Source organism: Rhodoferax sp. (assembly GCF_028689305.1).
Taxonomy (GTDB): Bacteria; Pseudomonadota; Gammaproteobacteria; order Burkholderiales; family Burkholderiaceae_C; genus Rhodoferax.
Window position 1 is genome coordinate 1 of record NZ_JAQTWM010000017.1, and the last position, 17666, is coordinate 17666.

General features: G+C 60.4%; 18 protein-coding genes. 13 read left to right on the plus strand and 5 right to left on the minus strand.

The window, feature by feature from the left end:
• The coding region (locus PHW99_RS05535) for a flavin reductase (RefSeq protein ID WP_300174581.1) at positions 1–185 on the minus strand (185 nt) is incomplete at its 3' end.
• 188 nt (positions 186–373) lie between these two features.
• Between PHW99_RS05535 and fliD the strand changes: the two genes are divergently transcribed.
• Positions 374–1120, plus strand: coding sequence for a flagellar filament capping protein FliD (fliD, locus tag PHW99_RS05540; protein ID WP_300174583.1), 747 nt, complete (start codon positions 374–376; stop codon positions 1118–1120).
• Between the two features lie 63 nt (positions 1121–1183).
• Here fliD and mnmA read toward each other — a convergent pair whose 3' ends face one another.
• A complete protein-coding gene (mnmA, locus tag PHW99_RS05545) occupies positions 1184–2305 on the minus strand; it encodes a tRNA 2-thiouridine(34) synthase MnmA (protein WP_300174585.1) in 1122 nt (373 codons plus the stop codon).
• Complete coding sequence (locus PHW99_RS05550) at positions 2302–2814, minus strand: NUDIX hydrolase (RefSeq protein WP_300174587.1); 513 nt, start codon at positions 2812–2814, stop codon at positions 2302–2304. The genes mnmA and PHW99_RS05550 overlap by 4 nt, the downstream gene beginning before the upstream one ends.
• A 177-nt stretch (positions 2815–2991) precedes the next feature.
• On the opposite strand from PHW99_RS05550, the gene PHW99_RS05555 reads away from it, so the two are divergent.
• The 4 genes from PHW99_RS05555 to PHW99_RS05570 all read left to right on the plus strand — a co-directional run bounded on the left by PHW99_RS05555 (position 2992) and on the right by PHW99_RS05570 (position 8628).
• Positions 2992–4638 carry a Re/Si-specific NAD(P)(+) transhydrogenase subunit alpha gene (locus PHW99_RS05555; RefSeq protein ID WP_300174589.1) on the plus strand — a complete coding sequence of 549 codons (1647 nt, stop codon included), beginning with the start codon at positions 2992–2994 and terminating at the stop codon, positions 4636–4638.
• A gap of 13 nt (positions 4639–4651) precedes the next feature.
• Entirely contained in the window at positions 4652–6064 is a 1413-nt protein-coding gene (gene pntB, locus PHW99_RS05560) for a Re/Si-specific NAD(P)(+) transhydrogenase subunit beta (protein ID WP_300174590.1), read from the plus strand.
• 125 nt (positions 6065–6189) lie between these two features.
• A complete protein-coding gene (locus tag PHW99_RS05565) occupies positions 6190–7863 on the plus strand; it encodes a long-chain-fatty-acid--CoA ligase (RefSeq protein ID WP_300174591.1) in 1674 nt (557 codons plus the stop codon).
• A 12-nt stretch (positions 7864–7875) separates the two neighbouring features.
• Complete coding sequence (locus PHW99_RS05570; RefSeq protein WP_300174592.1) at positions 7876–8628, plus strand: 5'-methylthioadenosine/adenosylhomocysteine nucleosidase; 753 nt, start codon at positions 7876–7878, stop codon at positions 8626–8628.
• A gap of 46 nt (positions 8629–8674) precedes the next feature.
• On the opposite strand, the gene corA is transcribed toward PHW99_RS05570, so the two are convergent.
• Entirely contained in the window at positions 8675–9661 is a 987-nt protein-coding gene (gene corA, locus PHW99_RS05575; RefSeq protein WP_300174594.1) for a magnesium/cobalt transporter CorA, read from the minus strand.
• A 333-nt stretch (positions 9662–9994) separates the two neighbouring features.
• Between corA and raiA the strand changes: the two genes are divergently transcribed.
• The 3 genes from raiA (at position 9995) to hprK (ending at position 11854) form a co-directional block, all read left to right on the plus strand.
• On the plus strand, positions 9995–10324 hold the full coding sequence (raiA, locus tag PHW99_RS05580) for a ribosome-associated translation inhibitor RaiA (protein ID WP_300174665.1): 330 nt from the start codon (positions 9995–9997) through the stop codon (positions 10322–10324).
• An 84-nt stretch (positions 10325–10408) separates the two neighbouring features.
• Positions 10409–10876, plus strand: coding sequence for a PTS IIA-like nitrogen regulatory protein PtsN (ptsN, locus tag PHW99_RS05585; RefSeq protein WP_300174596.1), 468 nt, complete (start codon positions 10409–10411; stop codon positions 10874–10876).
• Between the two features lie 27 nt (positions 10877–10903).
• Entirely contained in the window at positions 10904–11854 is a 951-nt protein-coding gene (gene hprK, locus PHW99_RS05590; protein WP_300174598.1) for an HPr(Ser) kinase/phosphatase, read from the plus strand.
• Here hprK and fur read toward each other — a convergent pair.
• Positions 11851–12279, minus strand: coding sequence for a ferric iron uptake transcriptional regulator (gene fur, locus PHW99_RS05595; protein ID WP_300174600.1), 429 nt, complete (start codon positions 12277–12279; stop codon positions 11851–11853). The two genes, hprK and fur, sit on opposite strands and share 4 nt — an antisense overlap.
• Before the next feature lie 99 nt (positions 12280–12378).
• Between fur and PHW99_RS05600 the strand changes: the two genes are divergently transcribed.
• The 5 genes from PHW99_RS05600 (at position 12379) to leuS (ending at position 17639) form a co-directional block, all read left to right on the plus strand.
• The gene (locus PHW99_RS05600) at positions 12379–12921 is read left to right on the plus strand and encodes an outer membrane protein assembly factor BamE (protein ID WP_300174602.1); all 543 of its coding nucleotides are present in this window, start codon (positions 12379–12381) and stop codon (positions 12919–12921) included.
• A gap of 10 nt (positions 12922–12931) precedes the next feature.
• Positions 12932–13747 (plus strand): 4-hydroxy-tetrahydrodipicolinate reductase, encoded by an 816-nt coding sequence (gene dapB, locus PHW99_RS05605; RefSeq protein WP_300174604.1) that lies wholly within the window; start codon positions 12932–12934, stop codon positions 13745–13747.
• The gene (locus PHW99_RS05610; protein ID WP_300174606.1) at positions 13744–14394 is read left to right on the plus strand and encodes a MotA/TolQ/ExbB proton channel family protein; all 651 of its coding nucleotides are present in this window, start codon (positions 13744–13746) and stop codon (positions 14392–14394) included. Before dapB ends, PHW99_RS05610 begins: the two co-directional genes overlap by 4 nt.
• Positions 14395–14409: 15 nt before the next feature.
• Complete coding sequence (locus PHW99_RS05615; protein ID WP_300174608.1) at positions 14410–14835, plus strand: biopolymer transporter ExbD; 426 nt, start codon at positions 14410–14412, stop codon at positions 14833–14835.
• 104 nt (positions 14836–14939) lie between these two features.
• Complete coding sequence (gene leuS, locus PHW99_RS05620) at positions 14940–17639, plus strand: leucine--tRNA ligase (RefSeq protein WP_300174610.1); 2700 nt, start codon at positions 14940–14942, stop codon at positions 17637–17639.
• Positions 17640–17666: the final 27 nt, after the last annotated feature.

Consider the following 17666-nt stretch of genomic DNA (forward strand, 5'->3'; position numbering starts at 1 on the left):
GCCTTGAAGCTGAAGTCGTTGCCGCTGACAACGCAGCCCACCAGCGGTGGCTCGAACTCCATCATGGTGTGCCATGACAGCGGCATGACGTTGACTTGGCCTTGGTGTGCGGTCGTCATCAGCAGCACCGGCCCCGGCTCCAGAATGCCGTAGACCTTGGACAGGGGGTAAGCGCGTTTGGCCATGTGGGTGCCTCCAAGCAAGTGATTTTGTGCCTGCGGGTTCGGCACCAGCATAACCACAAGCGTCGACATGCTCCATAACGGCGCCGCCATACGGATCAGCTGATGCAGCAGTCCTGGCCCCTAGCCGAAACATGTGCCAAGTGCTACAGTGCCCTGACATCCCCCCAAGAAAGCTGCAGGGTACGTGTATGAACATCTCGGATATGACCAACGCCCTGAGGGCCAGCACCATGTTGGGCAAGCAGGCCAACACGGTGACCGCGACCGACCCGATCAGCAAAGCGTTTGCGCAGGCCGGCCAGCGGGTGCAGCAGCAGCTGGATGTCACCAGCGCCCAGCTGTCGTCATTCGGCAAGCTCAAATCGGCGTTTGCCGATGTGCAGGGCGCCGCCAAGGCTTTGAGCAGCCCCAAAACCGGCGCCACGGATGACGATATCAGCAAAGCCGCCGCCGACTTCGTCAAAGCCTTCAATAGTGCCTTGCAAACCGCCAAAGCCAATCAGGCCCAGGCCACTTCATCGCCGGAGCTCACCGGCGCACGCCGTGCAGAAACCGATTTGCGCCGGGTGCTTGGCACGGACAGCAGCTTGAGCAGCAGCCTGAAGGGCATCGGCATCACCCAGCAGGCGGATGGCAGTCTGGCGCTGGATGCGACCAAGTTCCAGGCGGCCATCAAGGCCAACGGCACCGAACTACGCGCCACGGTTGCCAAACTGGGCCAGCAAGGCCAGGCGATGGCCACCCGTGAGCTGGCCGATACGGGCAACGTGGGCAGCGCCCTGAAGGCGCTCAGCAGCCAGTCCACCAGTTTGAAGGCGCGCCAATCCGAGCAACAGGCTGCGCTGACGTCCTTCCAGCAATTGGCCAGCGCACCCAACCCGCTGCTGAGCGCCAGTGGCTTGGCTGCCTATACTCGGTTTTCCAGCATGTTTTGATGCAAAAAACGGGCCATAGCCCGGATGGAATAAGCAGTTACAGCTATCTAAGTGATAGCAAGTTCAACTATGGCTGGCAATCACACCGCCACCCAGGCAGACCTCGCCGTCGTACAACACGGCGGATTGACCGGGGGTAACGGCCCACTGGGCCTGGTCAAAATCCAATGTGAAACCGTCACCCGCCACCTGCGTCAGGCGGCAGGCGGCGTCGGCTTGCCGGTAACGGGTCTTGGCCGCCAGGGCCTGCGGTTCTGGTGCGGTGCCCGCCACCCAGCTGGCTTGGTCGGCGCTCAGGCGGGTGGATTGCAGCCACGGGTGATCATGGCCCTGCACCACCCACAGGGTGTTATTTGACAAATCCTTGCGGGCGACAAACCAGGGGGCGTGGTTGCCGCTGCCGCGTTGCGCCCCTTTGGCCTTGAGGCCGCCAATGCCCAGGCCCTGGCGCTGGCCCAGGGTGTAAAAGCTCAGGCCCACATGTTCACCAATGGTCTGGCCCTTGTCGTTCTTGATCGGGCCAGGTTCGCGGGCGATGTAGCGGTTCAGAAAGTCGCGAAATGGCCGCTCGCCGATGAAACAGATGCCGGTGGAGTCCTTTTTCTTGGCGTTGGGCAGGCCGATCTCCAGCGCAATGCGGCGCACTTCAGTCTTGTGCAGTTCCCCGACCGGAAACAAGGTGTTGGCGAGTTGAGCCTGATTGAGCCGGTGCAAAAAGTAGCTTTGGTCCTTGGCCGGGTCCAGGCCCTTGAGCAGCTCGTGGCGGCCGGTCCCGGCATTCAGGCGCACCCGGGCGTAATGCCCGGTGGCGATCTTGTCGGCGCCCAGGCGCATGGCGTGATCCAGAAAGGCCTTGAACTTGATCTCGGCGTTGCACAGGATGTCGGGGTTGGGGGTGCGGCCGCTGCTGTATTCGCGCAGGAACTCGGCAAACACCCGGTCCTTGTAGTCGGCGGCAAAGTTGACGTGTTCGATCTCGATGCCAATTACGTCGGCAACTGCGGCGGCGTCGACAAAGTCCTCATTGGACGAGCAATACTCGCTGTCGTCGTCATCTTCCCAATTTTTCATGAAGATGCCCAGCACCTCGTGCCCTTGTTGTTTGAGCAGCCAGGCGGTCACGGCGGAGTCCACGCCGCCACTCAACCCCACCACCACCCGCTGACGGTGCGCTGCGGAACTCATGGTGCCGGCAACAGGGGTGCAGGGACGAACACACTGGCGTCGGTGTGGATCAGGTCCAGCGGAAAACGCTGGCCGGCCAGATGGTCTTCCAGCCCGCGCAGCACCAGCGGGCTGCGGTGGCGGGGCGCGCTGGCGCGGATCTCGTCGGGTGTCAGCCACAGCGTGCGCACAATGCCGGTGTCGAGCTGGCGTCCGGCCTGCAAGGCGCCCAGAGTGCCGGCAAAAGCAAAACGCAGGTAGGTCACATCCTGCGCTGGCCGGCTGCTGGTGGCGGCGCGTTCGAAGCGCGACATGTACACCCCCACCAGCGCGGTTGGTGTGAACAGGTGCATGGTTTCTTCCAGGGCTTCACGGGCGCAGCCCTGGACCAGGCTCTCACCCGGGTCCAGGTGGCCGGCCGGGTTGTTCAGGCGCAGCCCCTCGGGCGTGTGCTCTTCCACCAGCAGGTACCTGCCCTGGTTTTCAATGATCGCGGCCACGGTGGCACTGGGTTTCCATCGTTCAGTCATGACCGGATTATCCGGGATGGCCGCAAGCCAGGTAGTCACTGCCGTGAATAGCGGTTTGACTTTCGTCAAGGAGGCGGGTCGCAAGGGGGCTGTCGTGCGTAAAACTGATGTAAGCTTGCGTGAGCATTCAAGCACCTGTTTGAACTTCGCTAGTCATCACCATCAAGGAGTCGCTTTATGCAAGTTGCAGAGGGCCTGCCGGGCCAGTCCGTTGGTTCAAGTTCTCCTGAGGCTGCGCCGGCGGCGCAACGCATTGGGGTGCCACGCGAGGTTTTCCCGGGCGAAAAGCGTGTCGCCACGGTGCCCGATGTGGTGGAAAAACTTATCAAGCTGGGTTTCCAGGTCACGGTTGAGTCCGGTGCGGGTGATGCCGCCAACTTCAGCGACGATGCCTACCGCGCAGCGGGGGCAGAGGTGGTCAACGGCGCGGCCGCGTTGTGGGCGGCCTCGGACATCGTGTTCAAGGTCCGCGCGCCCAGCCCGGACGAAGTGGCGCTGATGCGCGAGGGCACGGCGTTGATCGGCTTCATCTGGCCGGCCCAGAACCCGGAGCTGATGCAGCAGCTGGCGGCCAGGAAGATGACGGTGCTGGCCATTGACGCGCTGCCGCGCACGCTCAGCCGCGCCCAGAAGATGGACGCGTTGACCTCCCAAGCCGGCGTTGCCGGTTACCGCGCCGTCATCGAGGCGGCCAACGCCTTCGGCCGCTTCTTCAACGGCCAGATCACGGCGGCGGGCAAGGTGCCGCCGGCCAAGGTCTTCATCGCTGGCGCCGGCGTGGCCGGCCTGGCGGCCATCGGCACCGCAGCCGGGCTGGGCGCCGTCGTGCGCGCCAATGACACCCGGGCCGAGGTGGCCGACCAGGTTGTGTCCCTGGGCGGCGAGTTTGTCAAGGTTGACTACGAGGAAGAAGGCTCGGGCGGCGGCGGTTACGCCAAGGTCATGAGCGAAGGTTTCCAGCAGGCGCAGCGCGAGATGTATGCCAAACAGGCCCGGGAAGTCGACATCATCATCACCACCGCCCTGATTCCGGGCAAGCCCGCGCCCAGGCTCATCACCGCCGAGATGGTGCAGTCGATGAAGCCGGGTAGCGTGATCGTCGACATGGCGGCCGAGCAGGGCGGCAACTGCGAGCTGACCGAGCCGGGCCAGGCCGTGGTCAAGCACGGCGTCACCATCATTGGCTACACCGACCTGGTCTCGCGCCTGTCCCGGCAGTCGTCGACGCTGTACGCCACCAACCTGCTGCGATTGACGGAGGAGCTGTGCAAGACCAAGGACGGTGTCATCAACGTCAACATGGAAGACGATGCCATCCGTGGCCTGACCGTTACCAAGGGAGGCAACATCACCTGGCCACCACCGGCCCCGAAACCGGCGGCTGCGCCTCCTGCCGCGGCGGCCAAACCGGCGGCGGCGCCTGCGGCCAAAAAGGGCCACGGCGAGGCCAGTCCACCGATGGCAGGCAGCAAGCTGGCCATTCTGTTCGGGGTGGCGGCCGTGTTGTTCTGGATCATCGGCGCCACTGCGCCGAAGGAATTCATGTCGCACTTCACGGTGTTTGTGCTGGCCTGTTTTGTCGGCTACATGGTGGTCTGGAACGTCAAGCCTGCCCTGCACACGCCGCTGATGAGTGTGACCAACGCCATCAGCAGCATCATTGCGATTGGTGCGCTGGTGCAAATTTCGCCGTTGGCCAATGCGCTGGATCGGCCCAACAGCCTGATCACCTGGGTGGCTGCGGCGGGGATTGTGCTCACCGCCATCAATATGTTTGGCGGTTTCGCCGTGACCCAGCGCATGCTGGCCATGTTCCGCAAGTAAAAGGGAGCGACGCATGTCTTCAAGTCTGGCCACGGTTGCCTATATTGGCGCAACCATTCTTTTCATCTTGAGCCTGGGAGGATTGTCCAACCAGGAAACCGCCCGCCGGGGCAACCTGTACGGCATGGTCGGCATGGCCATTGCCGTGCTGGCCACCGTGTTCGGGCCGCAGGTCACCGCCGGGGGCATCCCTTGGATCATTGGCGCCATGCTCATCGGGGGCAGCATTGGCCTGTATGCGGCGCGCAATGTGCAGATGACCCAGATGCCCGAGTTGGTGGCTTTCATGCACAGCATGGTGGGTCTGGCTGCCGTGTTGGTGGGCTTTTCCACCTTTGTGGACCCCACGGCAACGGCGGGTTTCGAGGGCGCCGCCAAAACGATCCACGAGCTCGAAATCTACATCGGTATCTTCATTGGTGCGGTGACGCTTTCGGGCTCGGTCATTGCATTTGGCAAATTGTCGGGGCGCATTGGCGGCAATCCGATGCTGCTGCCCGGACGGCACTGGCTCAATCTGGCGGGCTTGCTGGTGGTGATTTATTTTGGGGGTGTCTTCATGCAGGCCCACACGGTGCAAGAAGGCCTTGCACCGATTGTCATCATGACCGTGATTGCCCTGCTGTTCGGGGTGCACATGGTGATGGCCATTGGTGGTGCCGATATGCCGGTGGTGGTGTCCATGCTCAACAGTTATTCGGGCTGGGCTGCCGCCGCCACCGGTTTCATGCTGTCCAATGACCTGCTGATTGTGGTGGGTGCGCTGGTGGGTTCCAGCGGTGCGATTCTGTCGTACATCATGTGTAATGCCATGAACCGCAGTTTCATCAGCGTGATTGCTGGCGGTTTTGGTACCACCAGTGCCGGTCCGGCGGCCGCTGCCATGCAGCCGGCCGGTGAAGTGACCTCGGTGACGGCCGCGGAAACCGCCGAACTGCTACGTGAAGCCAAGTCGGTGATCATCGTACCTGGTTACGGCATGGCCGTGGCCCAGGCCCAGCATACGGTGTATGAAATCACCAAGCACCTGCGTGAAAAAGGTGTCAACGTGCGCTTTGGTATTCACCCGGTGGCCGGGCGCATGCCGGGCCACATGAACGTGCTGCTGGCTGAAGCCAAAGTGCCTTATGACATCGTGTTTGAGATGGACGAACTCAACGATGACTTCCCGGGCACCGATGTCACGATGGTGATTGGCGCCAACGACATCGTCAACCCCAGTGCCCAGGACGACCCGAGCAGCCCGATTGCCGGTATGCCGGTGCTGGAAGTCTGGAAGGCCAAAACCTCTATCGTCATGAAGCGCAGCATGGCTTCGGGTTATGCCGGGGTGGACAACCCGCTGTTCTACAAGGAAAACAACCGCATGCTGTTTGGTGATGCCAAGAAAATGCTCGATGAAGTGCTCGCTGCATTGAAGGCCTGATGGCCGTCACGGGCCTGGTTCCTCGGCCCCCGGATGGGGGCTTGTTTCATTAGGGAAAACATAGCTTACAAAACCTGACAAGCGGGTGAGAATCCCCTTCTGATTTAAAACTTGGAGACCTCACTATGACCGACCGCATCTGGCTCAAAAGTTATCCACCAGGTGTTCCTGCTGATATTGACGTTAATCGCTATGCTTCGGCGGTTGACCTGATGGAAGAAAGTTTTCAGAAATTTGCCAGCCGCAGTGCCTATAGTTTCATGGGCAAGGAAATGAGCTACCGCCAGGTTGATCAGCTGAGCCAGACCTTTGGTGTGTATCTGCAAGGCCTGGGCCTGGCCCGGGGGGACCGGGTGGCGGTCATGATGCCCAATGTCATGCAGTATCCGGTGGTTGTTGCCGGTATCCTGCGGGCCGGTTTTGTCCTGGTGAATGTGAATCCGCTCTACACCGCCCGTGAGCTGGAGCATCAGCTCAAGGACTCGGGTGCCAAGGCCATTGTGATTCTGGAGAACTTTGCCGCCACGCTGGACAAATGCATCGCCGCAACCCCCGTCAAGCATGTGGTGTTGTGTGCCATGGGAGACCAGTTGGGCTTGCTCAAGGGCTCACTGGTCAATTACGTGGTGCGCAACGTCAAGAAAATGGTGCCCAGCTACAACTTGCCGGGTGCCGTGCGTTTCAACGCTGCCATTGCCAAGGCCAGCAGCGGTACCCTGAAGAAGGTCACCATCAAACCTGACGATGTGGCGGTATTGCAATACACCGGCGGCACCACCGGGGTCTCCAAAGGTGCGGTGCTGCTGCAACGAAATCTGGTGGCCAATGTGCTGCAGGCGGATGCCTGCTTTCAGCCCGCGCTGGTCAAGATTCCTGCTGGCGAGCAGATGAACGAAGTGTGTGCCCTGCCGCTCTACCATATCTTTGCCTTCACCGTGGGCATGATGTTGTCTCTGCGTCTGGGCGGCAAGCTGATCCTGATTGCCAACCCACGTGACTTCCCCGGGGTGCTGGCGGAGTTGGCCAAACACAAGATTCACGTGTTTCCGGCGGTCAACACCCTGTTCAACGGGCTGGCCAACCACCCGGATTTCACCAAGGTGAACTGGAAGAGCCTGGTGGTGTCGGCGGGTGGCGGCACGGCGGTTCAGAGCGCCGTGGCCAAGCTCTGGTATGACAAGACTGGCTGTCCGATCTGCGAAGGTTATGGGCTGAGCGAGACCTCTCCCATTGCCACCTCCAACCCGGTCACCGTGACCGAGTATTCAGGCTCCATCGGCATGCCGGTACCGAGCACCTGGCTCAAATTGCTGGATGACGACGGGAATGAAGTCGCCCTTGGCGAGCCCGGCGAGATCGCCATCAAGGGCCCGCAGGTGATGGCTGGTTATTGGCAGCGCCCGGACGAAACCGCCAAGGTCATGACGGCGGACGGGTATTTCAAATCAGGTGACATCGGTGTCATGGATGACAAGGGCTATTTCAGGATTGTGGACCGCAAGAAAGACATGATCCTGGTCAGTGGGTTCAACGTCTTCCCGACCGAACTTGAAGACGTGGTGTCCCAGATGGCTGGTGTCATGGAATGCGCCTGTGTGGGTGTGCCGGATGCCAAAACGGGCGAGGCGGTCAAGCTGGTGATCGTCCGCAAGGACCCGGATCTGACCGAAGAGCAGGTGCGCGCCTTCTGCCGCGAGAATCTGACAGGCTACAAGCAGCCCAAGCTGGTCGAATTCCGCACCGAGCTGCCCAAGACACCCGTCGGGAAAATCCTGCGCCGGGAGTTGCGTGACAAATAAGGGGAGCCCGGTTTGACGACAACCGCCATTGTCAGCGCCCTGCTGGATGAGCAAAAAGGCTTGCTTGACCAGTTGCAGCATGCGCACAAGGAACAGCGTGCCGGGCGGACATTCTGGCGCGGGCAGTGGGGTGATCAGGACGTGGTACTGGTCCTGTCGCGTATTGGCAAGGTGGCGGCAGCCAGCACCGCCACGACCCTGATTGAAGCGTTTGGCGTCGGGCGGGTGGTGTTCACTGGCGTTGCCGGTGGCCTTGGTGAAGGCGTGCGGGTTGGTGATGTGGTGGTGGCCGAGGACTTTGTCCAGCATGACATGGACTCGTCACCGCTGTTTGCACGGTACGAAATTCCTCTCTACGGCCGCAGCCGCCTGCCTTGCGACCCGTCTTTGACCGCGTTGTTGCAACAGGCCGCCAACGCCGGCTTGGCCGTTGCCGGAGATCATTTCCACCGTGAGCGTCTGATTGCTGAGCCACGTGTCCATCGTGGACTGGTGGCCAGCGGGGATCGTTTTGTCTCCAGTGCCGAGGAGGCGGCCACGCTGCGCCAGGGGCTGCATGGCGCCGGGCACATCCCGCTGGCGGTGGAAATGGAAGGCGCCGCCGTGGCTCAGGTGTGTCTGGACTACGGTGTACCGTTTGCCGCCATGCGGACCATTTCGGACCGGGCCGATGACCAGGCGCATGTGGACTTTTCCGCGTTTGTGCAGCAAGTGGCCAGCCCGTATGCCTTGGCCATTGTGCGGGAGTTGATGAAATTGCTATAATAAATATAGCAATTAGTGCATTTTCCTTGCGGGCTAGAGGCTGTTTTTACTTCAACCAGCCGCGTTTCCTGAAGTACCACATCGGCACCAGGGCGCTTGCCACCATCAGCACCAACGCATAAGGGTAGCCCCAGGTCTGGGCCAACTCCGGCATGTACTGGAAGTTCATGCCGTAGATGCTGGCGATCAGCGTGGGCGGTAGCAGTGCCACACTCGCCACGGAAAAAATCTTGATGATCTTGTTCTGGTTGATGTTGATGAAACCAACGGTGGCATCCATCAAGAAGTTGATCTTGTCAAACAGAAACGCGGTGTGGGAGTCCAGTGAGTCAATGTCGCGCAGGATCTGGCGCGCCTCTTCAAACTGCTCGCCATTGAGCATCTTGCTGCGCATCATGAAGCTGACCGCACGGCGGGTATCCATGGCATTGCGGCGGATGCGCCCGTTCATGTCCTCATGGCGGGCGATGGCGCCCAGCACCTCACCGGCCAGGGCGTCCGTCACATCACCGGACAGCACCTTCTGGCTGGCTTTTTCCAGTTCGTCGTAAATTTCTTCCAGCGTGTCGGCCGAGTATTCGGCGTCTGCGTCAAACAGCTTGAGCAGCACTTCCTTGGCGTCTTCGATCAAACCCGGCGCACGGCGTGCCCGCATGCGCAGCAGCCGAAACACCGGCACGTCCTCGTCGTGAATCGAAAACAGCACCCCTTTGCTTCGGAGTTCGTCATTGACCAGGTTCAGGATGAAGGCGACCCGCACCGTATGCGGCTCCTCATCGTCGGCGACCAGAAAGTCACTGCGGATATGCAGTTCGCCGTTGTCTTCCTTGTAAAAACGCGCAGATTCCTCAATGTCCTCGTCCATCGCGTCTTCCGGGATGGACAAACCAAAATACTGCTTGATCCAGCGTTTTTCTTCGGGGGAGGGGGACTCCAGGTCAACCCAGATGGGTTGGAATCGCGAGAGCTCCTCCAGCGATTCGATTTCTTCCTGGAACAGACGTCCATTGGCAAGCGTGAAGATGTTGAGCATGAGCTCACTCCCAAAATAAATAAGGCATCGGGCGGCAAAAAGCGATGGGTCGGCTTTCAACCCCGGATGCGTTTTTGGGGCTGAAAGCTACCGACTGGGGTAGTTTTCCAAGGTGATGTATCCGTTGATTAAAACCTCTGGATTATCGCACCGGCTGCGCCAGTCAGCCCGCTGTACGACCGCAAATCCTGATGCTGCTGCAGCGCAGCATAGAAAGTCATTGCATTAAAGTGATGGCCCGGGCATAGTGGCATCAAGGTCTTGAAACAGATTTTCCCGGTTGCTGGCGTGGTGCTGGCGACCCTTTCAACCAAGTGCTTTAGGAGGCTCAATATGAATTTGACAATCAGCGGTCACCACCTGGAAGTGACTCCGGCCTTGCGGACTTATGTGACCAGCAAGATGGACCGGATCAAACGCCATTTCGATCAGGTTGTGGATGTCAAAGTTTTGCTGACGCTGGAAAATCAAAAGGAGAAGGAACGCCGACAAAAAGCAGAGTGCAATATCCATATCAAGGGAATCGAGTTGTTTGCCGAGAGTGCACACTCTGATTTGTACGCTGCGGTGGATGAATTGGTGGACAAACTGGATCGCCAGGTGGTTCGCCACAAGGACCGCCTGCAATCTCACCACCACGATGCACCCAAACGCTTGATGTGACTTAAACTCTGCCAGGCCGCCCGCTGGTGCGTGCGGCCTTTTTTTGTGCCCGATTTTCCCCGGGTGCATAATTCCAGGCAAATTATGAACCGACTCGCGTCTATCCTTACCGCTGCGCATGTGCTTGTCAAAGTGGATGCGTCCAGCAAAAAAAGAGCTTTTGAAGAAGCTGGCCTGTTGTTTGAAAATCTGCATGGCCTGAGTCGTGCACTGGTCACGGACAGCCTGTTTTCGCGTGAACGTCTGGGGTCGACCGGGCTGGGGCATGGTGTGGCCATACCGCATGGGCGTATCAAAGGCCTGAAGTCGCCCATGGCCGCGGTGTTCCAGTTGGCCAATCCCATCGGGTTTGAGGCGCCAGACGAGCAACCTGTCAGACTGATGATATTTCTGCTGGTGCCCGAAGCCGCGACGCAAAAACACCTGGAAATCCTCTCCGAGATCGCAGAAATGCTCAGTGATACCGATTTACGGGAAAAACTCGCCACCAGCGCCAGTGCTGCTGAATTACACGCACTGATCACCGGCTGGCAGTCGGTTCAGCTGAATTAACCCGCTTTTGCTCCTGCCTTTGTCGCTGTGAAACCTACCGTTATCAGCGCCGACGTTTTGTTTGAAGCGTTTCGGGGCTCCCTGCGCTGGGAGTGGGTGGCTGGCCTGGGTGCCTCCGAGCGGCGTTTTGATGAGCTGGCGGTCCGTGCCGCCCGTTCCGGCGCTGATCTGGTGGGCTACCTTAACTACATTCACCCCTACCGTGTCCAGATTCTGGGCGAGCGCGAAGTGGCTTACCTGACCAATGCCACTGCTGAAGACTGCTCCCGACGGATTGCCCGCATCGTGACGCTGGAGCCGCCAGTGCTTGTGCTGGCAGACGGGCAGGTGGCACCAGAGGCGCTGCTGTCCATGTGTGAGCGAGCGCAGATTCCCATGTTTGCCACCACGGGCTCGTCGGCTTTTGTGATCGACGTGTTGCGCGCCTATTTGTCCAAACACTTTGCCGATCGCTGCACCATGCACGGTGTGTTCATGGACATTCTGGGCCTGGGTGTCATGATCACGGGTGAATCCGGGCTGGGCAAAAGTGAGCTGGGCCTGGAACTGATTTCGCGTGGCAATGGTCTGGTGGCCGACGATGCGGTCGACCTTTATCGCATCAACCAGGACACGATTGAAGGCCGGTGCCCCGAATTGCTGCTGAATCTGCTGGAGGTCAGAGGGATTGGTCTGCTGGATATTCGCTGCATTTTTGGTGAAACGGCTGTCCGGCGCAAAAAACGCCTGCAGTTGATCGTGCACCTGGTGCGGCGCGAAACCATGGAGCGCGATTACGAACGCATTCCCTACGAGCCGCTGACCCAGGACGTGCTGGACGTACCGGTGCGCAAGGTGGTGATCCAGGTGGTGGCGGGCCGCAATATTGCGGTGCTGGTGGAGGCCGCCGTACGCAACACCATTTTGCAAATTCGGGGTGTGGACACCTACAAGGAATTTGTCGAGCGCCACCGCAAGGCGATGAGCGAGGCCGGTTAACCGGGGCGGTGAGCGCAGTGCTCGCGCGTGCAGTGCGCGTACAGACTCAGGGCATGGTCGGCAATGTTGAATCCCTTGTCCTTGGCCACCGCCTGCTGGCGTTGTTCGATCTGCGCGTCGTAAAACTCTTCCACCCGGCCGCAGTCCAGGCACACCAGATGGTCATGGTGCTGACCTTCGTTGAGTTCGTAAACCGCTTTGCCGCTTTCAAAATGGCTGCGAGCCAGAATGTCAGCCTGCTCAAATTGAGCCAGCACGCGGTACACCGTGGCCAGACCCACATCGGAGCGTTCCTCCAGCAGCACTCGGAACACGTCCTCGGCGGTCATGTGCCGCTGGTGACCTTTCTGGAAGATCTCCAGGATTTTCAGCCGCGGCAAGGTTGCCTTGAGGCCGGTACTTTTGAGTTCATCAATCTTGGTCATGCAGGGTTTCCGGTTGCCGGTCTGGAGGCTGTTGCCCCGTTTTGCCGAGGGAACGGGTACCAGTACAATGCCAAGATCATATCGTTGCCGGCCTGTTCCATGTTTGATTCGATTGTTCGTTGTGTCTGGTTGAGTATGTTGGGCGCCACTTTGGCAGCGCTGTCTGCCTGTGGCACCGTGGACAGTGCCAGCAACCGGTTGGCCAGCATTGTCACGCCTTACAAGATCGATATTGTGCAAGGCAATTTTGTCTCGCGCGAGCAGGCTGAGGCCCTCAAGCCGGGCATGAGCCGTGGACAAGTGAAAAATATCCTCGGCACACCGTTGCTGGCGAGCGTGTTCCACGCCGACCGTTGGGACTACGTTTTCACCTTCAAACGCCAAGGGGTCGAGCCGCAGGCGCGCCGGGTCACGGTGTTCTTCAAGGACGAGGTGCTGGCCCGGGTCGAGGCGGATGAACTGCCCACCGAAGCCGAATTTGTGGCTTCGCTGGACTCTGGTCGCAAAGCCGGTGTTGTGCCGGTGCTGGAAATGTCGGAAGAAGCCCTCAAGGCGACTGCCAAACCGCCGCAGGCGGTCGAGAACAAGCCGGCACCCTCTGTACCTGCCAGCTATCCACCGCTTGAAGCGGCGACGCGTTAAGGTGGGTGACATGGCCGATTTAACCATCCACCATATCTGTATTGCTGGCGCCAGCGGGCGCATGGGGCATATGCTGGTCGAAGCCGTGAGCCAGGTCGATGATTGCCAGCTCAGTGGCGCGCTGGACGTGGCCGGCAGCCCGGCACTGGGATCTGACCCGGCGGCATTTTTGGGCCGCAGCAGCGGGGTGTCGATCACCGCCGACCTGCATCAGGGGTTGGCCCATGCGGATGCCCTGATTGATTTCACCCGCCCCGAAGGCACCTTGGCCCACCTCCAGGTCTGCCGTGAACTTGGTGTGAATGTGGTCATTGGGACCACCGGCTTCAGTGACGACCAGAAGGCCGAGATTGCGGCCATTGCGAAAGATATTGCCATTGTCATGGCACCCAACATGAGTGTGGGGGTGAACGTGACACTCAAGCTGCTTGAGATGGCGGCCAAGGCGCTGTCCACCGGTTATGACATCGAGATCATCGAAGCCCATCACCGCCACAAGGTGGATGCCCCTTCGGGCACTGCCCTCAAGATGGGTGAGGTGATTGCCGGAGCCTTGGGGCGCAACCTCAAGGACTGCGCCGTTTACGCCCGCGAAGGTGTGACCGGTGAACGTGAACCATCAAGCATCGGTTTTGCCACCATCCGGGGCGGTGATATCGTGGGTGACCATACCGTGCTGTTCGCCGGTACAGGTGAGCGGATCGAGATCAGCCACAAATCCTCCAGCCGGGTGAGTTATGCCCAGGGCAGCCTGCGCGCGGTGCGGTTCTTGCAGGGACGCAAGAGCGGCTTGTTTGACATGGCTGACGTGCTCAAGTTGAAATGAATCTGGCCCAGTTTTTCTGGCAAGGAGACGCCCTGGCGCGAGGGGTGGCCTTGTTGTTGTTGGCCATGTCGGTAGGCAGTTGGGTGGTGATTCTGTGGAAATCTTGGTTGCTGCACCGGGCCAGCCGCGACGTGGCACGCTGTATCGCCGCGTTCTGGCAGTCGACCAATGTGGATGACGCGGCGCAAAAGATCCAGGCCTTTGATCGTGAAGCCCTGGTCTTGCCGATGGTCATGGCGACCAACATCGAGGCCAGCGCCACCCTGGCTGGAGCCGGTGGTCGGCCGCAACAGTTGACCCGTGTGCTGCGCAATGCCCTGCACGCGGCACTGGCCAAGCTGCAGCACGGGCAGGTGCTGCTGGCCACGGTGGGGGCCACGGCGCCGTTTGTCGGGCTGTTGGGTACTGTTTGGGGGATTTACCACGCCCTGATCGGGATCGCCAGCGCTGGTCAGGTCACCATTGACAAAATTTCCGGCCCGGTGGGAGAGTCGCTCATCATGACCGCTGCCGGTCTGGCCGTGGCGATTCCGGCCGTGCTGGCCTACAACGTGCTGGGTCGTGCGGTGGCGCGTATCGAGGCCGATCTTGAAGGTTTTGCCCGCGATCTGCGTGAGTTGATGGGCAACGCGACCGCCCAGGTGTAAGGCAGGTGCTGTCCCATGTCTTTTGGCCGGCTTGACCGCACCACGGGCTCTCAGCCCATGAGCGACATCAACATGACCCCGCTCATTGATGTGATGCTGGTGCTGGTGGTCATTTTCATCATCACGGCACCGTTGTTGGCCAGTTCCATCAAGCTGGAATTGCCCAAAACCGGTGCCGCGAAGCCGGGCAACCTGCCCAAGTCGATCACGGTGGTGGTGGATGCGGCGGGACGTACCTTCGTCAAAGACCAGCCCGTCACGCTGGATGAACTGGCGCGGCAATTGGCTGCGGTGCAGCAGGTCAACCCCGAGACCGAGGTGCAGCTGCGTGCAGACCGGGGGGTGTCCTATGGCCGCATAGTTGAGGTCATGGGCGTGGCGCAACAGGTTGGGCTGAGCCGTATCGGGTTCGTTGCGGATGTCCCCGCGCGCAAACCCTAAAATCAGCCATTACACGCTGCGCATCGTCTGGTGCGCTTGATTGGCGGACTTCTTACTCATCTCACCATGGCATGGAGGCCTGCGGGCCACCCACATTGACCGTTATGCAAGACAAATACAACCACCTCGACGTCGAACCCGCAGCCCAAACCCATTGGCGCGCCCTGGATGCTTACCGCGTCACTGAAAACGCGACCGACAAACAAGGCAAGCCGAAGAAGAAGTTCTACGCCTGCTCCATGCTGCCCTACCCCAGCGGCAAGCTGCACATGGGCCATGTGCGCAACTACACCATCAACGACATGCTGACGCGCCAGCTGCGCATGCAGGGCTACAACGTGCTCATGCCCATGGGTTGGGATGCCTTTGGCCTGCCTGCTGAGAACGCAGCGCTGAAAAACGGCGTGCCACCGGCTAAGTGGACGTTTGAGAACATTGCCTACATGAAGGGCCAGATGCAGGCCATGGGCCTGGCCATCGACTGGAGCCGCGAAGTCGCCACCTGCACGCCCGAGTACTACAAGTGGAACCAGTGGCTGTTCCTGAAGATGCTGGAAAAAGGCATTGCCTACCGCAAGACCCAGGTGGTCAACTGGGACCCGGTGGACATGACCGTGCTGGCCAACGAGCAGGTGATCGACGGCAAAGGCTGGCGCACGGGTGCGGTGGTTGAGAAGCGTGAGATTCCAGGCTACTACCTGGCCATCACCCAGTACGCCGACGAGCTGCTGGCCAACGTCACTGGCGACAACATGCCCGGCTGGCCTGAGCGCGTCAAGCTGATGCAGGAGAACTGGATTGGCAAGTCTGAGGGCGTGCGCTTCGCCTTCACCCACGACATCAAGGCGGCCGACGGTGCGCTGATCGGTGACGGCAAGATGTACGTCTTCACCACCCGCGCCGACACCATCATGGGCGTGACCTTCTGTGCGGTGGCCGCTGAACACCCGCTGGCTGTGCACGCCGCCACCAGCAATCCGGTGCTGGCGGCCTTCATTGAAGAATGCAAAAAGGGCGGCACCACCGAGGCCGAACTGGCTTTGAAAGAAAAAGTCGGCATGCCCACCGGCTTGTTCGTCACGCATCCGCTGACCGGCAAGCAGGTCGAAGTCTGGGTCGGCAATTACGTGCTGATGAGTTATGGCGACGGCGCGGTGATGGGTGTGCCCGCGCATGACGAGCGCGACTTTGCCTTTGCCCTGAAATACCAGCTCCCGATCCTGCCCGTGGTGGCCGTCAAGGGGCAGACCTTTGATGACCAGGCCTGGCAAGACTGGTATGCAGACAAGCAAAACGGTGTCAGCATCAATTCCGGTGTGCTCGACGGCCTGGACCAAAAAGCCGCGGTCAACAAGGTGGCCGAACTGCTGGCCGCCAAGGGCCTGGGCGAGAAAAAAGTCACCTGGCGCCTGCGCGACTGGGGCGTGAGCCGCCAGCGCTACTGGGGCACCCCGATCCCGATCATCCATTGTGACGAGCACGGTGCAGTGCCGGTGCCCGAGAAAGACCTGCCGGTGGTGCTGCCGCAAGACTGCATCCCCGACGGTTCTGGCAACCCGCTGCACAAACACGAAGGCTTCCACGCCGGTGTCACCTGCCCGGTCTGTGGCAAGCCAGCCCGGCGCGAAACCGACACCATGGACACCTTCGTGGATTCATCCTGGTACTTCATGCGCTACTGCGATCCGACCAACTCAGAGAAGATGGTGGCCGAGGGTGCGGACTACTGGATGCCGATGGACCAGTACATCGGCGGCATCGAACACGCCATCCTGCACCTGTTGTACGCCCGCTTCTGGACCAAGGTGATGCGTGACCTCGGTCTCGTCAAGGTGGATGAGCCCTTCACCAAGCTGCTGACGCAAGGCATGGTGCTGAACCACATCTACAGCCGCCGCACCGACAAGGGCGGCAAAGACTACTTCTGGCCCAGCGATGTGGAGCACGTGTTGGACGACGCGGGCAAGGTGACTGGCGCGCGCCTGATCAAGGCCGTGGGTGATCTGCCGGTGGGCACGCCCATCGACTACGAAGGCGTGGGCACCATGTCCAAGTCCAAAAACAACGGTGTCGACCCGCAGGACCTGATCGAAAAATACGGTGCCGACACCGCACGCCTGTACACCATGTTCACCGCCCCGCCCGAGGCCACGCTGGAGTGGAACGACGCGGCGGTGGAGGGCAGCTACCGTTTCCTGCGGCGGGTGTGGAATTTTGGTGTCAAGCTGACTGCTATGGATTTGGAAGCTGCAAGTGCAATTGCTATGCGGGCTACAGGTCTAAAAGACATAGAGTTTGGCAAAGAGGCCAAAGCCCTGCGGCTGGAGATCCACAGCGTGCTCAAGCAAGTGGACTACGACTACCAGCGTATGCAGTACAACACCGTGGTCTCCGGCGCCATGAAAATGATCAATGCGCTGGAAGACTTCAAGGCCCTGGACAGTGCCGGTGCGGCGGTGGCGCTGATCGAAGGTTTTGGCATTTTGCTGCGCTGCCTGTACCCGGCCACCCCCCACATTACCCACGCCTTGTGGTCACAACTGGGCTACGCCGGTGTGCTGGGTGATTTGCTTGATGCACCTTGGCCGCAGGTTGATCCGGATGCCCTGGTCAAGGACGAAATCGAGTTGATGCTGCAGGTCAACGGCAAGTTGCGTGGCGCCATCGTGGTCAGTGCCGGGGCCGACAAGGCCACGATCGAGCAGGCCGCCATCCAGCACGAGATGGTTGTCAAGCTGGCCAACGGCGCTGCCCCCAAGAAAGTGATCGTGGTGCCGGGGCGGCTGGTCAATGTGGTGGTGTAAGCCATGTGGATGACACCCCGCCGTACC